The organism is Enterobacter sp. SST3, assembly GCF_000286655.1.
GTDB lineage: Bacteria > Pseudomonadota > Gammaproteobacteria > Enterobacterales > Enterobacteriaceae > Enterobacter > Enterobacter roggenkampii.
Window position 1 is genome coordinate 25,482 of record NZ_ALNS01000032.1, and the last position, 22,774, is coordinate 48,255.

A 22,774-nucleotide genomic window follows, 5' to 3' on the forward strand; every position below is an offset into this window, starting at 1 on the left:
TTCAATAACATCAACGTGTTTTTGGGGCCGTTTTTCCTTTATTCCAGGTTACGAGAGTCAACATCGATGAAGAAAAAAAACCAGCTGTTGAGCGCTATCGCGTTAAGTGTCGGGTTATCTCTCTCGGCGTCCGTCCCTGTATTTGCCGCCCTTCCCTCCCAGGTGCCTGGCCAGGCGGCCATTCCAAGCCTTGCCCCCATGCTGGAAAAAGTGTTGCCTGCGGTGGTCAGCGTTCAGGTTGAGGGCACGGCGGTACAAAGCCAACGCGTCCCTGAAGAACTGAAAAAATATTTTGGCGATGAGTCTCCCGACCAGCAGGCCCAGCCTTTTGAAGGCCTGGGTTCCGGCGTCATTATTGATGCGGCAAAAGGCTACATTCTGACTAACAATCACGTCATCAGCCAGGCCGATAAAATCAGCGTCCAGCTAAACGATGGCCGCGAATTTGATGCCAAACTGATTGGCGGCGATGACCAGAGCGACATCGCGCTATTGCAGGTACAAAACCCGAGTAACCTGACCCAGATTGCCATCGCGGACTCCGACAAACTGCGCGTCGGTGATTTTGCCGTCGCCGTGGGTAACCCCTTTGGCTTAGGGCAAACCGCCACTTCCGGGATCGTCTCCGCGCTGGGACGCAGCGGCCTCAATCTGGAAGGGCTGGAAAACTTTATCCAGACCGATGCCTCAATCAACCGCGGGAACTCCGGCGGGGCGTTACTTAACCTTAACGGTGAGCTGATTGGGATCAACACAGCCATTCTGGCCCCGGGTGGCGGCAGCATCGGGATCGGTTTTGCGATTCCCAGCAATATGGCCAAAACCCTGGCGCAGCAGCTCATTCAGTTCGGCGAAATCAAACGCGGGCTGCTGGGTATTAAAGGTATGGAGATGAGCGCCGATATCGCCAAAGCGTTCAACATCAACGTACAGCGCGGGGCGTTTGTCAGTGAAGTGCTGCCTAACTCCGGCTCGGCAAAAGCAGGTATCAAATCGGGCGATGTGATCGTCAGCCTCAACGACAAGCCGCTGAGCAGCTTTGCCGAGCTGCGCTCGCGGATAGCGACCACCGAACCCGGCGCCAAAGTGAAGCTGGGTCTGATCCGTGACGGTAAGCCGCTGGACGTTGAAGTGACGCTGGATAAGAGCACCTCCTCCTCTGCCAGTGCGGAGCTGATCGCCCCGGCGCTGCAGGGTGCGACGCTGAGCGATGGACAGCTGAAAGACGGTACGAAAGGCATTCGCATCGACACCGTTGAGAAGAGCAGCCCTGCCGCACAGGCCGGATTGCATCCGGAAGATGTGATCATTGGGGTAAACCGCAATCGCGTGCAGTCCATTGCCGAACTGCGCAAGGTGATGGAGAGTAAACCGGCGGTTATTGCCCTGCAGGTCATGCGCGGCAATGAGTCTATCTATATTCTGTTGCGCTAAGCATTTGCGACCCGGACATCACCGCTGCGTGTGATGTCCGGATAACTCATGTTATGCTGCAAATCGTTCCTTTTTTAACGACACGCGCATCATGCTTTTAAAGCTCTTACGTTCTATTGTCATCGGTTTGATTGTCGCTGGCCTGCTGCTGCTGGCGCTGCCGTCTTTACGTCAGTTCAATAAACTGTCGGCCCCTCAGTTCGATAGCACGGATGAAACGCCGGCCACCTATAACCAGGCCGTTCGCCGTGCCGCACCTGCCGTAGTTAACGTCTATAACCGTGGCCTGAATACCTCAGCCCATAACCAGCTGGAGATCCGCACTCTCGGCTCCGGGGTAATCATGGACGAGCGCGGCTACATTATTACCAACAAGCATGTGATAAACGATGCCGACCAGATCATCGTCGCCCTACAGGATGGCCGCGTGTTTGAGGCATTACTCGTTGGCTCTGACAGCCTGACTGACCTCGCCGTCCTGAAGATTAACGCCACGGGCGGTTTGCCGGTCATCCCGATCAACCGTAAACGTACCCCGCATATTGGTGACGTCGTCCTGGCGATTGGTAACCCTTACAACCTGGGCCAGACCATCACCCAGGGGATTATCAGCGCGACCGGGCGTATTGGCCTCAACCCATCCGGGCGGCAGAACTTCCTGCAAACCGATGCCTCCATCAACCACGGTAACTCCGGCGGTGCGCTGGTCAACTCGCTGGGCGAACTGATGGGCATCAACACCCTCTCGTTCGATAAGAGTAACGACGGCGAGACGCCGGAAGGGATCGGCTTTGCCATTCCGTTCCAGCTGGCGACCAAAATTATGGATAAGCTGATCCGCGACGGACGCGTGATCCGCGGCTATATCGGTATCGGTGGCCGTGAAATTGCGCCGATGCATACCCAGGGGGGCGGGATCGATCAGATCCAGGGCATCGTGGTGAACGAGGTGGCGCCAGGGGGGCCGGCGGCCAACGCGGGGATTCAGGTCAATGACGTCATTGTGTCGGTTAACGGCACGCCGGCGGTTTCTGCGCTGGAGACGATGGACCAGGTGGCAGAAATTCGCCCGGGCTCTATCATCCCTGTTGAAGTCATGCGCAACGATAAGAAACTGACGCTGCAGGTCACCATTCAGGAATACCCGGCAACGAACTGACAGGCATAAAAAAACGGAGCGATAAGCTCCGTTTTTTTGCCGGGAGACGGTTCGTATTACTTGTTAACGAACTCTTCACCCAGGGTGATATCTTTCTTCAGCGTATCCAGCATGCCTTCCATCGCGTGTTGTTCAAACGCGCTCAGCGTACCAATGGATTTACGCTCTTCGATACCATTTTTGCCCAGCAGCAGCGGCTGAGAGAAGAAGCGAGCGTGTTCGCCATCGCCTTCAACGTAAGCGCATTCAACAACGCCTTTCTCGCCCTGCAGGGCGCGAACCAGCGACAGACCGAAACGTGCAGCCGCCTGGCCCATAGACAGGGTTGCAGAACCACCACCCGCCTTCGCTTCCACCACTTCGGTGCCCGCGTTCTGGATGCGTTTAGTCAGGTCAGCCACTTCCTGCTCGGTGAAGCTCACGCCTGGGATCTGCGACAGCAGAGGCAGGATGGTAACGCCAGAGTGACCGCCGATGACCGGCACTTCAACTTCTGTTGGCTGTTTGCCCTTCAGCTCAGCAACAAAGGTGTTGGAGCGAATAATATCCAGCGTGGTTACGCCGAACAGTTTGTTTTTGTCGTAAACACCTGCTTTCTTCAGCACTTCTGCCGCGATAGCAACGGTGGTGTTCACCGGGTTAGTGATGATACCGATGCACGCTTTCGGGCACACTTCAGCAATCTGCTGCACCAGGTTTTTCACGATGCCCGCGTTGACGTTGAACAGGTCTGAACGATCCATGCCTGGCTTACGCGCCACGCCTGCAGAAATCAGCACCACGTCGGCACCCTGCAGAGCAGGACGCGCATCTTCACCGGAGAAGCCTTTGATTTTTACAGCGGTAGGGATGTGGCTCAGGTCAACCGCCACACCTGGGGTTACCGGAGCAATATCGTACAGGGAGAGTTCTGAGCCTGAAGGCAGTTGGGTTTTCAGTAGTAGGGCAAGCGCCTGGCCGATACCACCAGCAGCGCCGAGGACTGCGACTTTCATCCTAAACTCCTTATTATGGTTAACTTAAGTATCTGTAAATCCGTTGCGGCGACCATAATTCAGCAAGTGTTTAATTACAATTTTCGTAGCTAAAGAATTTGAGGTCGCGCGACTTTATCTCTCTTCAGAAGGCTATCTGACGACAGACGGCAACGAATTAAGAGGTGGTTACAATACACCCTGGCCCGCCACCAAAACAACATCATTTTGATAACATTTAATTTACTTTTAAGCTTATTTGCGCGGCGTGACCCAGGCATGTTTTCTGATAACGAATTCTGATAAAATCACTCCCTTTCATAACATTATTTCAGCCTGGCGCTGAGTAGATAATTTGCATAAAAATTCATCCACATGCATAATAATGTTGTTTCTATCGTCATATTCCGGGTGACTTATGCGAAGCTCGTCTAAGCAAGAAGAATTAGTCAAGGCGTTTAAAGCGCTACTTAAAGAAGAGAAATTCAGTTCTCAGGGAGAAATTGTTCAGGCGCTGCAGGAACAGGGCTTCGACAACATCAATCAGTCGAAGGTCTCCCGCATGTTAACGAAATTTGGCGCGGTACGTACCCGTAACGCCAAGATGGAGATGGTCTATTGCCTGCCGGCTGAACTTGGCGTGCCGACCACCTCCAGCCCGCTCAAGAATCTGGTTCTGGATATCGACTACAACGATGCCGTTGTGGTGATCCACACAAGCCCAGGTGCCGCACAGCTGATTGCCCGCATGCTGGACTCATTGGGTAAAACGGAAGGTATCCTCGGGACTATCGCCGGTGATGACACCATCTTTACCACGCCAGCCAGCGGTTTCTCCGTTAAAGATCTCCACGAAGCGATTCTGGTTCTGTTCGAACAGGAACTCTAATCCCCTTTCCCCGTAGCGCCGCTGCGGGGATCGTTCTGCCTCCACACCGTTTCCCCCTCTTTTTCACTGCCTCTGCCTTTGACAAATAGTGCTTTTTACCACCCATTAACATTCACCTGGTGAATGATAAATCAAAAAATCGCACAAAAAATCAAAAGCTGATATCCATATGATTTCATTAGACATAACCAACTAAAATGTGCAAAAAATACCCAATATTATGCAATTTGGTTATAAAAAAAGACTGTTTAACACGTAATAACAATAGAAACCATTAGTCTGGTATTAATTTTTTCCGTTATTAGTGTATACTTGATTTTGTGATGAGGGTCACGAAACAAGACCCCACTAAAAAATTCGACGAGGTAAAAATCATGAAAATCAAATCAACTGTAGCGGCGCTGAGCGTCCTGTCTGTCCTGTCATTCGGTGCCTTCGCGGCTGACGCTATCAATGCTGACCAGGCGCAATCCCGCCAGGCCATCGGTACGGTTTCTGTCGGCGCGGTCGGCACATCGCCAATGGACATGCATGAGATGCTGAACAAAAAAGCGGAAGAAAAGGGTGCGTCATCCTATCGCATCATCGAAGCGCGCTCTGGTGCACACTGGCACGCCACCGCTGAGCTGTACAAATAAGTTTTAGTAATAACTGAACACGTAAATCTCCACTCAACGGCACCAGGCATAAAAATAGCGGTTCAACCCTTCTCGCCGTTGAGCAAAAACCCTATTCAGGAGTAAAGACTATGAAAACCAAATTGATCATCGCAACCCTCGGTCTGGCATCTGTTCTCTCTTTCGGCGCAAGCGCAGCCGTACAGCAGGTGAATGCCGACCAGGCACAAAATCTGCAGCCTATGGGCAGCATCTCCGTGACGTCTGTTACCGGCTCTCCGATGGATATCCGTCACGAACTGGCTGCCAAAGCTGAAAAAGCAGGTGCCAGCAGCTATCGCGTCACCGAACTGAATCAGGGTGACCACTGGCATGCAACTGCAGAACTGTATAAATAAACCCTCGTCGTATCTCATCATACGACTTGCCCCTGGCCTGATGGTCAGGGGCTTTTTTCATTCAGTGCCGCGCGTTAAAACGCAGCTGCCCTTCCAGCTCTTCTTCCGCTTCATCGAACAGTAATATCAGTGCGCCAAAGCGTCTGCGCAGCTTATCGGGCAAATGGATGAACTCAATTTCCAGCGGTAGCGGCAGCAGGCTACCGGTCACCACGTCCCACAGCGTATCCAGATTCGTCACGCTTTCCCGTTCAAGATCAAACACCCGGATAAATTCACGGTAGAAGTCTTCCTGACTGTCGATCTCGTCAAAATCAAAGGTATAGGTTTTCATTGCCAGCCACCCAGTCCAGGCGAGCGGCAGATGCCGCCCTGTCTATTATAATCCCCCAATGTGAAGGGTTTTCACTTCCAGATACTCTTCCAGACCCAGCACGGAGCCCTCACGACCCAGGCCTGACTCCTTCACGCCACCAAAGGGCCCCAGTTCCGTGGAGACGGCACACTCGTTAATGCCGATCATCCCACTCTCGATCGCCTGCGAAACGCGGAAAACACGTGAGAGATTCTGGGTGTAGAAGTAAGCCGCCAGCCCGTAGGGCGTATTGTTGGCGCGCTGGATAACTTCATCTTCCGAGGTGAAACGGAAACACGCCGCAACCGGGCCAAACGTCTCTTCTTCTGCCAGCTTCATGCCTTCATGGCAGTCGCCCAGCACGGTTGGCATCCAGAAATTCCCGCCAAGCGGATGGGGCTTACCCCCTGCCAGTACGGTTGCCCCCCGTGAGACGGCATCGTCGACATGCTCACGCACCTTGTCGACCGCAGCAGATTCAATCAGCGGTCCGACAACGACGCCCTCGTCAAGGCCATTCCCCACCTTGAGCGCCTTCACGGCATCGGCAAGTTTATTCACAAACTTGTCGTAGACGGTTTCCTGAATATAAAAACGGTTCACGCTGACGCAGACCTGCCCGGCATTGCGGAACTTGTTGGCAATCGCCCCCTTCACCGCCGCGTCGATGTCTGCATCCTCAAAAACGATATACGGGGCATTTCCCCCCAGCTCCATCGAGACTTTTTTCATGGTTTCGGCAGCATTACGCACCAGCGTTTTGCCGACGGAGGTCGAGCCGGTAAAGGAGATTTTACGCACGTCTCGGCTTGCCATAATCGCATCGCTGATTTCATGGGTATTCCCGGCCACGGCGTTGAGCACGCCGTCGGGTACGCCGGCCTGTTTTGCCAGGGTGAGCAGCGCAAAGGCACTGAGCGGCGTGTTATTGGCCGGTTTGATCACTCCGGTGCACCCCGCAGCCAGCGCTGGGCCTAATTTGCGGGTGAGCATGGCCATTGGGAAGTTCCACGGCGTTATCGCCGCCACCACGCCTATGGGTTCGCGGGTCGCCAGAATGCGCGAGCCGGGTTTGATCGGCGGAATAATTTCCCCGTTGGCGCGCTTGGCCTCTTCGGCAAACCACTGGATAAAGCTGGCAGCGTACTCCACCTCACCTTCCGCTTCTTTCAGCGGCTTGCCCTGCTCGGTGGTCATTAACTGCCCGAGCCAGCTTTTATTCTCAATAATCAGTTCGTACCAGCGATAAAGAATCGCCGAGCGCTCTTTCGCGGTTTTGGCACGCCAGGCCGGGAAGGCTTTGGTGGCCGCTGCGATAGCCTCTTCGGTTTGTGCTTTACCCGCTTTCGCGACTTTCGCGATGACTTCCCCGGTAGCGGGGTTAAGCACATCGAAGGTCGTGTCCAGCGTTTTCCAGATCCCGTTGACCAGATAACCAGTCTGAAAAAGGATGTGATCCTGAAGCGCCTGGGTCGTCATGTGTCCTCCCTTCCTGAAATGTAAGAACGTGCTGGAATAAGTATAGCCACAAAAAAACCGACGCTTTTGGCGTCGGTTTTTTTACTTCAGTCAGCTATCCGTGAGGGCATTCTGGTAGCGATGCAGCATCAACACCAGCCGTCCTACCGGCTCGGTCACCTGAGGCGGCGCTTCCCAGGTTTTAAGCTTCTCCTGGTAGATATCAAGCTCTGCAAGCAGCTGCGTAAAGTAGCGACGTCGTTTGTCATCACTGCTGGCGGAAAGCACGTGGTCCGCGGTACGACGCAGCTGGCGGTGCCAGGCCGACAGATCGTCGTTGATCGGCACCGGCGCATTGCGCAGACGCTGGTGTGCAATGATCATGGTTAGCGCCAGGCGGAACTTGGCAATGTCGCCCGGGAACTTGTTCAGCAGTAAAAACAGCTGCTGGTAGAGCGCGGGGAGGTGGTTCTCTTTTCGACGCGCGGTGTTGGTTGTCATCGACGACACGGCGGCCGACACAAACTGGTTCAACAGCACGCGGCCCGTTCTTGCCTGCGAATTATCGCGGACCAGCAGAATCACCATCATCGCCAGGAAACAGCCCACCAGCTGACCTAACGCGCTGTCGAGGAACTGGCTGAAATGGAAGGTCATCGGGTTATCCAGCACGATGATATTAATCGTACTCGCCAGCGCCCCCAGCGATCCGAGGCGGCGCTTTTGCACCTCAATGCCGATAAAGAACGCCATCACTGCCAGGCTAATACAGAGCAGCAGCATGCTCTGCTGCGTCGACGGGATGATGACCAGAAAATAGAGCGCGCCGATCGGCAGGGCGGCAAGGGTGCCGTACAGGAAATCGATGGCGACCATACGCGGGTTAGGCAGACGCATCGCCAGTGCGGTCACGACGGCAATCATCACCATCGCGCCGCTGCCGGACGTCCAGCCCGTCCACAGCCAGAACAGCGTGCCGAGCATACAGGCAAGCGTCGTACGCCAGAAGTTGACCATCGCGTGATGGCGCTCGGCGGATTCCGGCTTGATCACCACTTCGCCCTGCAGTACCTCTTCTTCCGCCGCGCTGATTTTGGTATTCCCGATCACGCCGCGTTTCAGCAGCAGGTAGCGCGTCGCGGCGCCGACCCAGGTGTAGATCGTTACCGGCGTGTCACGTTCCCCTGTCCAGGCAATAACCCTGCGCATACGCTTAAGCTGCTTGTGCACGTCCTGCACCGTTTCCACTGGCTCAGCGAACAGTTCGCGGAACGTATCGGTGACCACTTCCGGGCGCGTGTTCTGAATCAGGTAGGTTTCACATGCCTGGGTAATCAGCGTTAACGAGACCGTATTAAGGGCTTTCAGACGACGGTTAGCGCGAGCCCAGCGTGACGACTCCATATTGAGATTGCTGCGCATCCCTTCCAGCGCCTGCGTGCGGCGAACCAGCCCGCTCCAGGCTTTATCCACCTCTTCGCTGTCGCCGTGTTTAATGCAGAGCTGCATCAGCTGGTACTGGGCGACAATCAGCGCATCAAGCTCACGGTCGACTTCCTGCTTGATGGAGCGCGGGGAGAACAGCAGGTCCGCGACAATTGCACTCACGATACCAATGACAATCTCACTGCATCGCTCCACCGCAAACTGCGGAGCCAGCAGCGGCTCGGACTGGATGGTGATGATAATAATCAGCGCGGTATAGCCCGCCAGACCCCAGGCATAGGAGTTCTCCACTTTCACCAGAGACGAGATCCAGGTGCAGAAGCCCGCCCAGATACAGCACACCATCAGCATCAGCAGCGGCGTGCGGATCATCAGGATAATAATGGTGAGCGCCGCGATACAGCCGATGAACGTCCCGATGATACGCAGCATTCCGCGATAGCGGATCGCGCCTGAATAGGGTTCCCCACCCGCGGCAAAGGCGGGACCCGCCGCGACAATCGCGGCCGTCAGCACTGCCCAGCGCGGGGTTTCAAGCTGGAAGTGGAAGCCAACAAACAGCGCCAGCACAATGGCACACGCCAGCTTCACGGCGAAGCGAATGTGCTGGCTGGCGATGGAAAAGATGCCCATAGCGATTAACCAAACTCGCGCAGACGATGGGCGATTTTACGGAAGAATGAGTCCTGGCTGGCATCCCGATCTTTTTCACCGGTAATCACCACCGTCGCCGTGGTACCCGCAGGCCACAGATTGCCCTGCTGTTCATCCAGGTGGATACGGACCGGCACGCGCTGGGCCAGACGCACCCACTCGAGGTTGGAATCCACCGTTGCCATCCCTTTTGCATCACGCGAACTGCTGGAGTTGGTCACCCCTGCGGCGACGCTGTCGACGGTACCTTTAAAGACGCGGTTGCTGCCCAGCGGCGTGATTTCTGCCCGATAGCCGGGACGTACGCCCTCCAGCTTGGTCTCTTCCATATAGGCGAGTACATAGAAAGAGTTCTGTTTCACCAGCGCCACGGCGGTTGAGCCACGGGTAATGAATTCCCCGGTATAGACGTTAAGGTTGGTCACCCAGCCATCAGACGGCGCGCGGATCACGGTACGCTCCAGATCGAGCTTCGCCAGATCGCGCGTTGCTTCTGCTTTCGCCAGCTGGTGCAGCACGGTTTGCAGCACGTTGTTGGACTGGTCAATCTCTTCACGGGACATTGCCTGAACGCCAAGCTGATTACGGCGGCCTGCCTCACGGCGTTTCTCCGCAGCCAGCGCCTGGTAATAGGCCACGTCCGCTTCCGCCTCTTCCAGCGCTTTCTGGTAACGAGGCTGGTCGATGGTGAACAGAACCTGATCTTTTTTCACCAGCTGGTTATCGTGAACGTTAACCGCCGTGATAAGACCGGCCACGTCAGGGGCGATGGCCACCACATCGGCGCTGAAGCGTGCATCACGCGTCCACGGTGATTCGGTGTAATAGACCCAGGCGCGGAAAATGGCAATGAAGGCGAGGATAACCAGCGCCATGGTGATGGCAGTGCGGGAGATTTTTCTTGTTAGCGTTTTCACATCAACCTCAGACAAACATGCGCGATATCAGGTAAAACAGGCAGCAATACAGCGCGGTATTGAACAATGCAGGGTGCCAGACGAAATCGTAGATCCCGGTAGGGACCAGCACCTTGCGCACCAGCCAGAAGATCGCCAGTGATAAAAGAAGCTCGAAAAATATCGGTGGGAACGACAGACCGAACACCACGATAACGGGAAACAGACTCATGTTGACCTTGATAAGAGAGAGTGCAGGCTTCAGAATTTTTTAGCGCACGCCACCGCAGGAGAGCAAGAAACGCCGGGCGAGAATGGCGCAGCCGTTATGTAATTAATAATATATTAACGTAACTGTTATGCTGTTATCTATAATATGTGATCTAAATCACTTTTAAGCCAGAGTGAACAATGGAACGTTTAAAACGCATGTCAGTCTTCGCCAAAGTGGTTGAACTGGGCTCCTTTACCGCCGCTGCACGCCAGCTTCAGATGAGCGTCTCCTCTATCAGCCAGACGGTGTCCAAACTGGAAGATGAGCTTCAGGTCAAGCTGCTCAACCGCAGTACCCGCAGCATTGGCCTGACGGAAGCGGGTAAAATTTACTATCAGGGCTGTCGTCGCATGCTTCTGGAAGTGCGGGATGTTCACGAACAGCTCTACGCCTTCAACAACACCCCCATCGGCACGCTGCGCATCGGGTGTTCTTCAACTATGGCACAAAATGTTCTCGCTGCCATGACGGCGGATATGCTGAAAGAGTACCCCGGGCTTACCGTCAATCTGGTGACGGGTATCCCGGCGCCGGATCTGATTGCCGACGGCCTGGACGTGGTGATCCGCGTCGGCGCGCTGCAGGATTCCAGCCTGTTCTCGCGTCGGCTGGGCAGCATGCCGATGGTCGTCTGCGCTTCGAAGAGCTATCTGGCCCAGTACGGTGTGCCGGAGAAACCCGCCGATCTCACCAACCACTCGTGGCTGGAGTACAGCGTGCGGCCCGACAATGAATTTGAGCTGATTGCCCCGGAAGGGATCTCCACCAAACTGCTGCCGGAGGGGCGGTTTGTCACTAACGACCCCATGACCATTTCGCGCTGGCTGGTGGCTGGCGCCGGGATCGCCTACGTGCCGCTGATGTGGGTGATCAACGAAATTAACAGCGGCGTGCTGGAGATCCTCTTCCCGCGCTACCAATCCGATCCGCGTCCGGTGTACGCCCTGTATACCGAAAAAGACAAGCTCCCGCTGAAAGTCCAGGTGTGCATTAACTATCTGACCGAGTATTTTGTGGACGTGGCGGAGCTGTTTCAGGGGATGCGGGGAAGACGAAAGGAATAATCCATTTATTCCAGAACGCATAGGACCAATGAATATTCCCAGGATGAATCCCGTATTCATTCAGGAATATTCCTTCGCCACTATCAGGAATAGCTAATTGACACTACCGCCATCAGCCCATTACTTTATATGCAGTCTGCTCGTCAGGCTGTTATTAATTTGTTGCTGATATGAATAATAAAATGTATTTCGCAGGATGACGTTAAACAAGGAAAAGAAATGAATCTATTTGAACAAACACCGCCTTCACGCAGGCGCTATGGACTCGCCGCGTTCATCGGTTTAATTGCAGGGATCGTCTCCGCTTTTGTCAAATGGGGAGCCGAAGTGCCGCTTCCGCCACGCAGCCCCGCCGACTTATTCACCGGCGCATGCGGACCTGAGCAATTAATAAGAGCCGCAGGGCAGATTGACTGCTCCCGCAATTTTTTAAACCCTCCCTATGTATTTTTACGTGACTGGCTTGGCGTTGTCGATCCTAACGCAGCAGTTTATACATTTGCCGGGCATATATTTAACTGGGTCGGCGTAACGCATATTATTTTCTCCATCGTCTTCGCTGTTGGCTATTGTGTCGTTGCTGAAGTCTTCCCGAAAATTAAACTCTGGCAGGGTTTGCTGGCAGGTGCGTTAGCTCAGCTCTTTGTGCATATGATCTCCTTCCCGCTGATGGGGTTGACGCCACCGCTGTTTGAGCTGCCGTGGTATGAACACGTGTCAGAGATCGTGGGCCATCTGGTCTGGTTCTGGTCGATCGAAATTATTCGTCGTGACTTGCGTAACCGCATCACACACGAGCCGGATCCGGAGATACCGCTGGGTAACTTACGTTAAAAAAAAAGGCGCTACGTCTGTAGCGCCTTTTTTTATGTTTGCTCAGGTCAGGCTGTGCCGCCCACCGTCAGGTTGTCTACTTTCAGCGTTGGCTGGCCCACGCCCACCGGCAGGCTCTGGCCCTCTTTACCGCAGACGCCCACGCCGTTATCCAGCTTGAGATCGTTACCGACCATGGAGATCTGCTGCATGGCTTCAATACCGGAGCCGATCAGCGTTGCATCTTTCACCGCTTTGGTCACTTTGCCCTTTTCGATCAGATACGCTTCTGAGGTAGAGAAGACAAACTTACCGGAGGTGATATCCACCTGGCCGCCGCCAAAGTTAGGCGCAAAGATACCGTAATCAACGGATTCGATAATCTCCTGCGGCGTGGATTTGCCCGGCAGCATGTAGGTATTGGTCATGCGCGGCATCGGCAGGTGCGCGTAGGACTCACGACGGCCGTTACCCGTTGGCGCAACGCCCATCAGGCGCGCGTTGAGTTTGTCCTGCATGTAGCCTTTCAGCACGCCGTTTTCGATCAGCACGTTGTACTGGCCGGGCGTACCTTCATCGTCGATAGCGACCGAGCCGCGACGATCGCGCATGGTGCCATCATCCACCACGGTGCACAGTTCAGAGGAGACAAGTTGACCAATCTGACCGCTGAATACCGACGTTCCGCGACGGTTAAAGTCGCCTTCCAGACCATGGCCCACCGCCTCATGCAGCAGCACGCCCGGCCAGCCGGCACCCAGCACCACCGGGAATGAACCCGCCGGCGCCGCGACGGCATTCAGATTCACCAGCGCCATGCGCACGGCTTCTTTTGCCCACGCGTCAGCGCGCGCTTCACCGTCAACGTCGCCCAGGAACCAGTCATAGCCAAAACGACCGCCGCCGCCGCTTGAACCGCGCTCGCGTTTGCCGTCCTCATCGACCTGCACGCTGATAGAGAGACGCACAAGCGGACGGACATCTGCCGCCAGGGTACCGTCCGTTGCCGCCACCAGAATCAGTTCATACACACCGCTCAGGCTGGCTGAAACTTCCTGCACGCGTTTATCTGCCGCGCGCGCCACTTTGTCCACGCGGCGCAGGATATCCAGCTTCTCTTCACGGCTCATGCTCTGCAGCGGATCGATGCTGGTATAGAGCGCAGAGTGCTGCACTTCTCCCAGGGTTTTCACGCGACCATCGCCGGTATCACGCACAATGGTGCGCGCGGCCTGCGCGCTCTGCTCAAGTGCGGCGAGGCTAATCTGATCGGCATACGCAAAACCGGTTTTCTCCCCGCTGACGGCGCGGACGCCAACGCCCTGGTCGATGTTATAAGAGCCATCTTTAATGATGCTGTCTTCTAAAACCCAGGATTCGTGATAGCTCGACTGGAAATAAAGGTCGCCGTAGTCGAGACGGCGTTCGGTCAGTTGACCAAGAATGGAGAACAGGTCCTGATGGTTCAGGCCGTTCGCTGCGAGCAAATGTTCACTTACCAGGTTCAGACTCATCGTATTGCTACTCGTTCGTTGCCGCCCGTGGCGGTATAAAGATCGTATTTATTGAGAGTGAGGCAATTACCTGCCCACGTCAAATCATTGCTGTGCATCTTTGCGCGGCTGGCGCAGCACCTCGTTAATCTGCGGTTTATCGACCGGACCGGTAATGCGGTAGCGCAGAATGGAGACCTTGCTCCACAGCGGCCCCAGCACTTTGCTGGCGGCAAACACCGCCGCACCGACAATCGGGTTCACCACGAAGGCCGCCGCAACGCCCACGCTCGCGGAAATTTCCGGCGCCACCACGGCTTCCATATCCAGTTCGCGACGCACGAGGTTGACCGAGCCTTTCATGGCGATATCCGCTTCCAGGCCATCCACCAGCGTATCGTCCGTATGCAGAACGCCGTCCTTGATCCACGCCGTACTGCGGATGGAATCGTAGTAGAACCCTTCGCTGAAGGTATCGCTGAAATCGAAGCGCAGCTTGCGCAGCAGCGCATCAAAACTCAGCAGGCGCAGGATCTGCCCGGCGCGCCCCGTGCTCACGTCGGCGACTTCACCTTTGCCGAAGCGGGTTTTCAGAATGCCGTTCAGCGAGGCCTCATCCGGCTTCCACGGGGCGTCGCGCCAGTGAAGATCGTAATCGACGTCAAATGACGAGCCCCGCAGCGGCGTGCTGATGCCAAAGAAATTGGCTGCCGCATCCAGTTTGTTGCCTTTAATGTCGCCCTTGAGGGACGTTCGCTGCTCGCCCGGATTATTCACCCATTCCCCGCCTGCCGTCATGCGGCCAAAGCCGGTGTCGATCAATCCACCGGTGAGCGTAAGCGTATTTCCCTGAATGGAAAAATCACCGTCGATACGACCATATTTCTGTCCCCACAGCCAGCACTCCGCGCAGCGCAGCTGGAGATCGGGCCAGCCGCTAAAGTCGACGCGGGAGGTTTGACTCAGCGGCGAGGTATCCGCCGGTTTATCTTTACTCGCGGCGGCCGGGTTGTAGTAGAGATAGCGGATCGCCGCCTGCCACGGCGCGTGATTGCGCATGGTCAGCGTGCCGTTGATCTCCCGGCCCTGGGCCTCCACTTTCGTACCGTTAGCAGCGGGCTGCGAGACAATACTCAGGTTGTTCCACTGCTGCCCACCCAGCATCAGCGACGGCGTGCGTACGGTAATGGTTTGCGGGAACTGGGCGGTTTCATCAACGTTTTGCCCAACGCCTTTCTGGAACAACGCCAGCCACTCTGCACCGTCCATCGGCGGCAGATTCAGCTCAACGCCCGTCTGCTCTGGCAGCGGCGGCGTGGAGCGGCTATCCGTCGTCCAGATGGCCCTGTCGAGAGTGAGCTTGCGGTTAAGCAGCCAGCGGCTGTTGAAGTGGTTCGTCCCGCCCGCGTTTCCGGTCAGCGCGAAGCTGTTCAGGTTGCCCTCGACGTTCAGCTTCACCGGCAGCGGCTGTCCGGCCTGTTTATCCAGCGGCGCAGGCAGCTGGCTTCGAAGATTCTTCAGATCCCCCGTGATGTCGACCTTGTACTGGGCACCCGCGTGATAAGGCAGGTCGATTGCCACTTTACCCTGCCAGGCGACCGCCCCCTCCACCGACGCCTCAATCGGCTTCGGCAGGACATCCATTCGCGCTGGCTGCCAGTTACCGTCCAGATTGATGGCCACCTGATACCCCTTTTCACCCTCTGTGGTCGTGAAGTCGATATTCACGGGCTGATTAAACCAGCTGGCGGTCAGCGGCTCGCTCTTCAGGTTACCGTTCTCAAAGCTGAACTGCCCGCTGAGATTTTTCAGGGTGCTCTCAAGGGGTTTAATGTACAGACTGTTGTTCTTCAGACGGACGTCGCCTTTCGCGGTGGTCATCTCACCGTCCAGCGGGATATCAAGATGTAAGCGAGCATTCACATCGCCATCAAGCTGCAGCTGCTGAAGCGTCGCCGCCAGCGACTCTTTCAGCGGCGTCTCCTCAAAGTACGGTCCCACCGCCTTGCCGGGACCGTTGATGTCGGCATCAATCAGCAGCTTCTCTTTTGAGTAGTCCGGAATGTTGGCCGTCAGGCTGCTGGCCGTCACGCCGCCCAGCGCCACGCTGTCGGACTTCATCCACAGGCCGTCATTGAGGAAGTTAAGTTCGATATCCAGGTTTTTCAGCGCGGGCCAGCCCGGCTGGAACGCGAAGGTGGCGTCATGCAGCGGCACCAGCACCTGGAACTGACCTTCATTATGTTTGTACGGGAACAGATGGGGGTTACCGCCGTAGACCAGCGTGGCGTTTTCCGCCTGACCGCCCTGAATTGCGCCGCTCAGATAGTCGACCAGCGCTTTACCCATCAGGTTTTCCGGGAAATAGCGCCAGGCCTGCGAGCCATCATCGGTACTGATTCCGGCCAGAATACCCAGCCACGGCTCGTCCCCCTGCGGTTGCAGATAGCGGAAGTCACCCCGCGCGTGTACCGCTTTGGCTTTGACGTCGATATGGCGACCATCGAGCTGGAAGCCCTTATCGTTACGGAGCCAGTTAAGCACTGCGTTGCCCTGTTCGATTTCCAGCGGTGCGCGGAAGACCGTCTCGTACGGCATTCTGGCGTCGTGCATATCAACCGTCAGCCTGCCGTTCTCCACGCTGCCTTCCAGCTTGCCGCTAAAGTGCTCTGCACCCGGCAGCAGCTTCCACTGCTTCCAGGCAAGATCTTTCCATGTTGCCTGGAAACGGGTTTTTTCCGTCGCCTGAAGCGGGATATCCAGCGCCAGAGAATCGATCTTTCCGCTCGGCTGCGTAGCCAGCCAGATCTCGCCCAGGTCTGGAGAGAGCTTTGCCGCCATTGAGCGCAGCCCTTCAATGGCGGCCAAATCCAGGTTGCTGGCGCGGATGCGCAGCTCGTCGCTGCGTTTACTGGCCGTGCCGCCAACGTCCTGCTCCGGCATCCAGGCCAGCGTCAGCGCACCGCGCGGCCACGGCTTGCCGTCCATCGCGATCCGCGTATCGGGAATGGCAAACTGCCAGCCCTCTTTCTCCTGCGTCACGTGGGCGGTGAGGTTATCGACGGAAAGCTGATGCTGTTGTTTTTCGCCTTTCCAGCTCGCGCCCCCCTGCTTGAGCCAGATATCGCCGCTGGCAAATTCGCCTTTCGTCAGGGTCAGCCAGCCTTCAAGGCTGAATCGGGCCGTTTCCAGCTGCATATTCTGCTGGAGCCAGTCGCCCAGCCACGGTTTGACGTCCACATCGTCGGCCTGCAGCCAGACTTTGCCGTTATTTAGCAGGCCGTCATCGTCACGCAGATCCATGCGCACCTGCATCACGCCGTGCTGACCGTTCAGGCTGGAGAGACTCACCTGCCCCTCAGCGCGGTGCCGGTTCCTGCCGTTGAGCCAGGTCAGCTGGGGGATCGCCAGTTCCGCGCGCTGGCCGGAAAGGGTAATAAAGCTCACTTCGCTGTCGCGCAGATCGAAATGATCGAACTGACGCAGGAAAAGATCGCTAAAACGATTGGCCTCAAGCCCCTGGCTGCTGTCGCCGCCCGAGATGGGCGTATTGGTCAGAAACTGGAGCTGATAAAAGGTGAGATCGCGAAACTGCCAGCGCAGATGCAGCAGGCTTTGCCAGACGTCCAGCGCCAGGGTCACGCGTTTGATTTTGAGGTGGCCGCCATCTTTCAGGCTGGCGTTGATATCCCGCACATCGAGCGTCGGGCCAAAATTCTGCCAGCTGGCGCTTACCTGGCTGACGTTCACCGGCACGCCGGTGGTGGATTCGATTTTTGCCAGCAGCTGCGGACGCCAGCTGTCCAGATGCGGTAAAACGAGGCGTAGCCCGCTCACGAGCAACGCGACAATCACGACCAGCGTTGCCCCTGTAAGCAATAAAATCCCCGGCAATCGCCTCACGCATCTCTCCTTGTCAGCTTTGGTCACGCAGCGTACTGCGCTTACATCATCACGACGTCAAACTGCTCCTGGTTATAGAGCGGTTCAATTTGTACTTTTACCTGTTTGCCGACAAAGATTTCCACTTCCGCCAGCGCGTGTGACTCTTCGCCTTTCAGCGCTTCAGCCACCGCAGGGGAAGCATAGACCAGAAAACGATCGGAGTCGTAGGCATGATGAACACGGACGATTTCACGCATGATCTCGTAGCAGACGGTCTCAACCGTCTTTACCGTTCCGCGTCCATGGCAGGTCGGGCATTCATTACACAGCACATGCTCCACGCTCTCGCGGGTACGCTTACGCGTCATTTCCACCAGCCCCAGCTGTGAGAAGCCGTTGATGCTGGTTTTCACGCGATCTTTACTCAGGGCCTGCTCAAGCGAGTGCAGCACGCGGCGGCGATGGTCTTCATTACTCATATCGATGAAGTCGATGATGATAATGCCGCCCAGATTGCGCAGACGAAGCTGGCGCGCAATCGCCTGCGTGGCTTCGATGTTGGTGTTGAAGATGGTGTCGTCCAGATTGCGATGGCCGACGAACGCGCCGGTGTTGATATCGACGGTGGTCATCGCTTCGGTCTGGTCGATGATCAGATAGCCGCCGGACTTCAGTTCAACCTTACGCTCCAGGGCACGCTGGATCTCGTTTTCGACATCATAGAGATCGAAGATCGGCTGACGCCCGGTGTAGTGCTCCAGCAGGCCCGGCATTTCCGGGATATATTCAGCGGTAAACTCCAGCAGCGCTTCATACGTCAGGCGGGAATCCACGCGAATGCGGTCGAGCTGCGCGTCGGCAAAGTCACGCAGCACGCGCTGCGCCAGCGCCAGCTCACCATAGAGCTGATAGCGGGTCTGGTTGCGTTTTTTACGCTCCATCACTTTTGTCCAGACGCGCTTCAGGTAAGCCGCATCTGACGCCAGGTCTTCCTCGCTGATCCCTTCCGCGGCGGTGCGGATGATAAATCCTCCCTGTTCATCGCAGTAGGCGCTGACGACTTTCTTCAGGCGCTCGCGCTCGCTTTCGCTCTCAATACGCTGCGAAACGCCCACGTGCGACGCGCCGGGCATAAACACCAGATAGCGGGAAGGTAAGGTGATATCGGTGGTCAGACGGGCGCCTTTGGTACCAAGAGGATCTTTCACCACCTGCACCATTAAGTCCTGGCCCTGACGCACCAGCTCAGAAATGTCACGCACGGCAAACTGTTTTTGCTCTTCGCCCGCGACGCACTCGGTGTGCGGCATGATGTCGGAGGCATGTAAAAATGCCGCCTTATCCAGTCCAATATCTACAAAAGCCGCCTGCATACCCGGCAGTACACGACTGACACGACCTTTGTAGATATTGCCTACTATTCCGCGCCGCGCTTCACGCTCAATATGAATTTCCTGAAGAATGCCACCGTCAATATAGGCCACACGGGTTTCCGATGGCGTTACGTTTACCAACAATTCAGCCGTCATAATTATCCCTTCCCTCACGCAGTGAGTTAAAATTGCTCAGCAACTCATACGTTTCCACCAGCGGTAAGCCGACTACGGCGTGATAGCTGCCATGAATCTTCCTGACAAAACAGCCACCCAGCCCCTGAATACCGTATGCACCTGCTTTATCCATCGGTTCACCGCTGGCAATATAAGCGGCGATCTCGTCGTCGGTAAGTACTCTGAACGTGACATCCGTCACCACCAGGCAATCCAGCACGTGCTGGCGGTCCGCCAGCGCGACGGCCGTCATCACCTGATGCGTTTGCCCGGACATTTTGCGCAGCATGCGCGCCGCGTGTTCGGCGTCATGCGGTTTCTCCAGCACTTCACCGTTAAGGATAACGATGGTATCAGCTCCCAGCACGGGCAGATCGCGCGGCACGCAGGCCACGCCCGCCTGCGCTTTCTCGCGCGCCAGACGTGACACGTACTGTTGAGCACTTTCGCCCTCAGCACGTATTTCTTCAATGCCGGTCACGATGCGTTCAAAAGAGACCCCAAGCTGCGTCAGGAGTTCCTGACGGCGCGGGGAGCCGGAAGCGAGATACAAAGACGTCATAGAAACCTTTTATTGCACAGCAAACTGCTGGCGAACCTTACGCATCAGCAGGAATAGCCACGGCCAGAGCACACCGTTTACTACACTACTCCAGAACACTTCCGGTCGGAAAGAGACGTTGATCACTAAAAACTCTGCCCAGAAAACAACGATATCCGCAGCAAGCGACAACAGCATCACGACCAGGGCCTGTTGCCAGAGCGCGAGGTTACGGAAGAGCTGGAATTTCAGTGCGACGAGGTACGCAATAATGCTCATGGACAAGGCGCGTACGCCCAGCGTAGAGCCACTAATGAGATCCAGTATGGCACCCATCACAAAACCCGTGCCGACATTTACGCGATGCGGCAGGGCAAGGATCCAGTAGAGCAAAATGAGCAAGACCCAGTTTGGCCGGAAAACGAGAATGTTATCCGGCCAGGGCATAATCTGCAGCAACAGTGCAATGAGGAACGAGAGCCAGATGACCCAGCGTCCCTGGCTACGATAGCTTGCCACTACTGCCCTCCCGAAGAGAGTTTAGGCGGTGGCGGCGCATCCGGCAGCGGCTGCGTTAACCCCGTTGCCGGTGCCGGGACTGGCGCAGGCGGCCCCATAGAGTCCGCTGGCGGCAGAACCTGCGGCATCATCTGCATAAGACGTTCGTTAGCCACGCGATGGACCTCTTCAGGCGTCATCGGGTTAGTACCGTTACGATCGGCGCCCCACAGCAGCAGCAGGTAGCGCAGACGCTGTAAACCGGCGGTTGGACGCGCCTGAATCACGGTATAGGCACGCTGCGTATCCAGCTTCACCGAAGAGACCACCGCAACCGGATAGCCTTCAGGGAAGCGGCCACCCAGACCGGAGGTCACCAGCACGTCGCCCACGCGGATATCCGTGTTGGCCGGCAGGTGTTCCAGCTGCAGATCGTCCGTACAGCCGTTCCCGGCCGCAATCACGCGGATGTCGTTGCGCAGCACCTGGATCGGCAGCGCATGCGTGGCGTCGCAAATCAGCAGCACGCGGCTGGTCAGTTTGGCGACGGCAACAACCTGGCCTACTACGCCTTTATCACTGATGACGGGCTGGCCTTCATACACCCCGTTGACGCTCCCTTTGTCGATCACAACCTGATCGCTGTAAGGGTCGTTCACGGTGGAGATCACCTGGGTAACCATCTTCTGCTCATCCTGACGCAGCGGCGAGCCGAGCAGCTCACGCAGACGCGCGTTTTCCTGCTTGTATTGCCCCAGCATCAGAAGTTCGCTGTTTTTCAGCAGCAGTTCCTGGCGTAATGCCCGGTTTTCAAGTTCGAGCTGGTCTCGTGAAGACAGCGTTTGAGAAACGGAGTCGAGCAGTTCACGGGGACCATTTGATATAAAGTAGAAAGGACTGACGGCGGTATCCATGTACGTTCGGATCTGGCTGAACGTACCGAGGCGGCTATCGGCAATAATGACCCCAAGCGCAACCAGAACCGCCAGAATGAGGCGAAACTGTAGCGATGGGCCACGGCTAAAAATTGGCTTCATAGGCTATGCGTATTCTCGCGTCAGAGAGAAAGGGTAGCAAATTGCTACCCTCTCAAACTCGACTACTCTTCGCTGAACAAATCGCCGCCGTGCATGTCGATCATTTCCAGCGCCTTGCCACCACCACGGGCGACGCAAGTCAGTGGATCTTCTGCAACTACGACAGGAATACCTGTCTCTTCCATTAACAGGCGGTCGAGGTTACGCAGCAGCGCACCACCACCGGTCAGAACCATACCGCGCTCGGAGATATCGGACGCCAGCTCTGGTGGGCACTGTTCCAGCGCGACCATTACCGCACTCACGATACCCGTCAGTGGCTCCTGCAGTGCTTCCAGAATTTCGTTGGAGTTCAGGGTGAAACCGCGTGGAACACCTTCAGCCAGGTTGCGGCCACGTACTTCGATCTCGCGCACTTCATCGCCCGGATATGCAGAGCCGATTTCGTGTTTGATGCGCTCTGCGGTGGCTTCACCGATCAGAGAGCCGTAGTTACGGCGCACATAATTAATGATGGCTTCGTCGAAGCGGTCACCACCGATACGTACGGAAGAGGAGTACACCACGCCGTTCAGAGAGATAACGGCCACTTCAGTGGTACCACCACCGATATCCACCACCATGGAACCGGTCGCTTCAGACACAGGCAGACCTGCACCGATTGCCGCCGCCATTGGCTCTTCAATCAGGAACACTTCACGCGCACCTGCACCCTGAGCAGATTCACGGATTGCGCGACGCTCTACCTGGGTTGCGCCAACCGGCACACACACCAGAACACGCGGGCTTGGACGCATGAAGCTGTTGCTGTGAACCTGCTTGATGAAGTGCTGAAGCATTTTTTCAGTCACGAAGAAGTCAGCGATAACGCCGTCTTTCATTGGGCGAATAGCGGCGATGTTGCCAGGGGTACGACCCAGCATCTGCTTCGCGTCATGACCCACTGCGGCTACGCTTTTCGGCGAGCCTGCACGATCCTGACGAATGGCCACAACGGAAGGCTCATTCAATACGATGCCTTGTCCTTTTACATAAATAAGGGTATTCGCAGTACCCAGGTCAATGGACAGGTCATTGGAAAACATGCCACGAAATTTTTTCAACATACTAAGGGATAATCCTGAAAGCTGGGGCGGAAAACAAAATCCGCTTACTTTACCAACCACACGCAGCAGCGACAAGGCGCAAAAATCATCTGCAACGGTGAAAATTTGTGCAGTACGTTTCCTGATGTTACAAAATCATCCCCTGACTCCCTCAGGGCTGAGTAAACAGCAGCACTCCTTACTGACCTTTGTAACCCGTTAAAGGTCGTTCACTGGCTTTTTGCTCGACATAC

At 56.0% G+C, this 22,774-nt stretch carries 21 protein-coding genes; 8 read left to right on the top strand and 13 right to left on the bottom strand.

The genetic code is table 11. The annotated features are described in order from the left end of the window. Nucleotides 1-66: 66 nt before the first annotated feature. Nucleotides 67-1,434, top strand: coding sequence for a serine endoprotease DegQ (degQ, locus tag B498_RS03740; protein ID WP_008502833.1), 1,368 nt, complete (start codon nucleotides 67-69; stop codon nucleotides 1,432-1,434). Nucleotides 1,435-1,525: 91 nt separating this feature from the next. Further along, a complete protein-coding gene (gene degS, locus B498_RS03735; protein ID WP_008502834.1) occupies nucleotides 1,526-2,593 on the top strand; it encodes an outer membrane-stress sensor serine endopeptidase DegS in 1,068 nt (355 codons plus the stop codon). 56 nt (nucleotides 2,594-2,649) lie between these two features. Here the strand turns inward: degS and mdh are convergent, their stop codons facing one another. Continuing rightward, a complete protein-coding gene (mdh, locus tag B498_RS03730) occupies nucleotides 2,650-3,588 on the bottom strand; it encodes a malate dehydrogenase (RefSeq protein WP_008502835.1) in 939 nt (312 codons plus the stop codon). Nucleotides 3,589-3,985: 397 nt separating this feature from the next. Between mdh and argR the strand changes: the two genes are divergently transcribed. The 3 genes from argR (at nucleotide 3,986) to yhcN (B498_RS03715) (ending at nucleotide 5,471) form a co-directional block, all read left to right on the top strand. Beyond that, nucleotides 3,986-4,456, top strand: coding sequence for a transcriptional regulator ArgR (argR, locus tag B498_RS03725; RefSeq protein WP_008502836.1), 471 nt, complete (start codon nucleotides 3,986-3,988; stop codon nucleotides 4,454-4,456). A gap of 374 nt (nucleotides 4,457-4,830) precedes the next feature. Beyond that, the gene (gene yhcN, locus B498_RS03720; RefSeq protein ID WP_008502837.1) at nucleotides 4,831-5,094 is read left to right on the top strand and encodes a peroxide/acid stress response protein YhcN; all 264 of its coding nucleotides are present in this window, start codon (nucleotides 4,831-4,833) and stop codon (nucleotides 5,092-5,094) included. 110 nt (nucleotides 5,095-5,204) lie between these two features. Further along, complete coding sequence (gene yhcN, locus B498_RS03715; RefSeq protein WP_008502838.1) at nucleotides 5,205-5,471, top strand: peroxide/acid stress response protein YhcN; 267 nt, start codon at nucleotides 5,205-5,207, stop codon at nucleotides 5,469-5,471. Nucleotides 5,472-5,532: 61 nt separating this feature from the next. On the opposite strand, the gene B498_RS03710 is transcribed toward yhcN (B498_RS03715), so the two are convergent. The 5 genes from B498_RS03710 to aaeX form a co-directional block, all read right to left on the bottom strand. Further along, complete coding sequence (locus B498_RS03710) at nucleotides 5,533-5,805, bottom strand: barstar family protein (protein WP_008502839.1); 273 nt, start codon at nucleotides 5,803-5,805, stop codon at nucleotides 5,533-5,535. Nucleotides 5,806-5,850: 45 nt separating this feature from the next. Beyond that, the gene (locus B498_RS03705) at nucleotides 5,851-7,305 is read right to left on the bottom strand and encodes an NAD-dependent succinate-semialdehyde dehydrogenase (RefSeq protein ID WP_008502840.1); all 1,455 of its coding nucleotides are present in this window, start codon (nucleotides 7,303-7,305) and stop codon (nucleotides 5,851-5,853) included. A 90-nt stretch (nucleotides 7,306-7,395) separates the two neighbouring features. After that, a complete protein-coding gene (gene aaeB / locus B498_RS03700) occupies nucleotides 7,396-9,363 on the bottom strand; it encodes a p-hydroxybenzoic acid efflux pump subunit AaeB (protein WP_008502841.1) in 1,968 nt (655 codons plus the stop codon). Between the two features lie 5 nt (nucleotides 9,364-9,368). Further along, nucleotides 9,369-10,301 (bottom strand): p-hydroxybenzoic acid efflux pump subunit AaeA, encoded by a 933-nt coding sequence (aaeA, locus tag B498_RS03695; RefSeq protein ID WP_008502842.1) that lies wholly within the window; start codon nucleotides 10,299-10,301, stop codon nucleotides 9,369-9,371. Between the two features lie 7 nt (nucleotides 10,302-10,308). Further along, complete coding sequence (aaeX, locus tag B498_RS03690; protein WP_003860416.1) at nucleotides 10,309-10,512, bottom strand: p-hydroxybenzoic acid efflux pump operon protein AaeX; 204 nt, start codon at nucleotides 10,510-10,512, stop codon at nucleotides 10,309-10,311. A 179-nt stretch (nucleotides 10,513-10,691) separates the two neighbouring features. Between aaeX and aaeR the strand changes: the two genes are divergently transcribed. Further along, nucleotides 10,692-11,618: an HTH-type transcriptional activator AaeR gene (gene aaeR / locus B498_RS03685; RefSeq protein ID WP_008502843.1), complete on the top strand. Its 927-nt coding sequence runs from the start codon at nucleotides 10,692-10,694 to the stop codon at nucleotides 11,616-11,618. A gap of 219 nt (nucleotides 11,619-11,837) precedes the next feature. After that, a complete protein-coding gene (locus tag B498_RS03680; RefSeq protein ID WP_008502844.1) occupies nucleotides 11,838-12,452 on the top strand; it encodes a YagU family protein in 615 nt (204 codons plus the stop codon). A gap of 47 nt (nucleotides 12,453-12,499) precedes the next feature. On the opposite strand, the gene tldD is transcribed toward B498_RS03680, so the two are convergent. The 7 genes from tldD to mreB form a co-directional block, all read right to left on the bottom strand. Further along, nucleotides 12,500-13,945 (bottom strand): metalloprotease TldD, encoded by a 1,446-nt coding sequence (tldD, locus tag B498_RS03675; protein WP_008502845.1) that lies wholly within the window; start codon nucleotides 13,943-13,945, stop codon nucleotides 12,500-12,502. A gap of 84 nt (nucleotides 13,946-14,029) precedes the next feature. Next, the gene (yhdP, locus tag B498_RS03670; RefSeq protein ID WP_008502846.1) at nucleotides 14,030-17,827 is read right to left on the bottom strand and encodes an AsmA2 domain-containing protein YhdP; all 3,798 of its coding nucleotides are present in this window, start codon (nucleotides 17,825-17,827) and stop codon (nucleotides 14,030-14,032) included. 41 nt (nucleotides 17,828-17,868) lie between these two features. Continuing rightward, complete coding sequence (gene rng / locus B498_RS03665; protein ID WP_008502847.1) at nucleotides 17,869-19,338, bottom strand: ribonuclease G; 1,470 nt, start codon at nucleotides 19,336-19,338, stop codon at nucleotides 17,869-17,871. Continuing rightward, entirely contained in the window at nucleotides 19,328-19,921 is a 594-nt protein-coding gene (locus tag B498_RS03660; RefSeq protein ID WP_008502848.1) for a Maf family protein, read from the bottom strand. Before B498_RS03660 ends, rng begins: the two co-directional genes overlap by 11 nt. Before the next feature lie 9 nt (nucleotides 19,922-19,930). Beyond that, complete coding sequence (gene mreD / locus B498_RS03655) at nucleotides 19,931-20,419, bottom strand: rod shape-determining protein MreD (RefSeq protein WP_008502849.1); 489 nt, start codon at nucleotides 20,417-20,419, stop codon at nucleotides 19,931-19,933. Then, nucleotides 20,419-21,435, bottom strand: coding sequence for a rod shape-determining protein MreC (gene mreC / locus B498_RS03650; RefSeq protein WP_008502850.1), 1,017 nt, complete (start codon nucleotides 21,433-21,435; stop codon nucleotides 20,419-20,421). Before mreC ends, mreD begins: the two co-directional genes overlap by 1 nt. 62 nt (nucleotides 21,436-21,497) lie before the next feature. Beyond that, nucleotides 21,498-22,541, bottom strand: a complete 1,044-nt coding sequence (gene mreB, locus B498_RS03645) for a rod shape-determining protein MreB (protein ID WP_000913396.1) — start codon at nucleotides 22,539-22,541, stop codon at nucleotides 21,498-21,500. On the opposite strand from mreB, the gene B498_RS23280 reads away from it, so the two are divergent. After that, nucleotides 22,510-22,743, top strand: coding sequence for a hypothetical protein (locus tag B498_RS23280; RefSeq protein ID WP_162230876.1), 234 nt, complete (start codon nucleotides 22,510-22,512; stop codon nucleotides 22,741-22,743). The genes mreB and B498_RS23280 overlap by 32 nt on opposite strands. The last annotated feature ends 31 nt before the right edge of the window (nucleotides 22,744-22,774 follow it).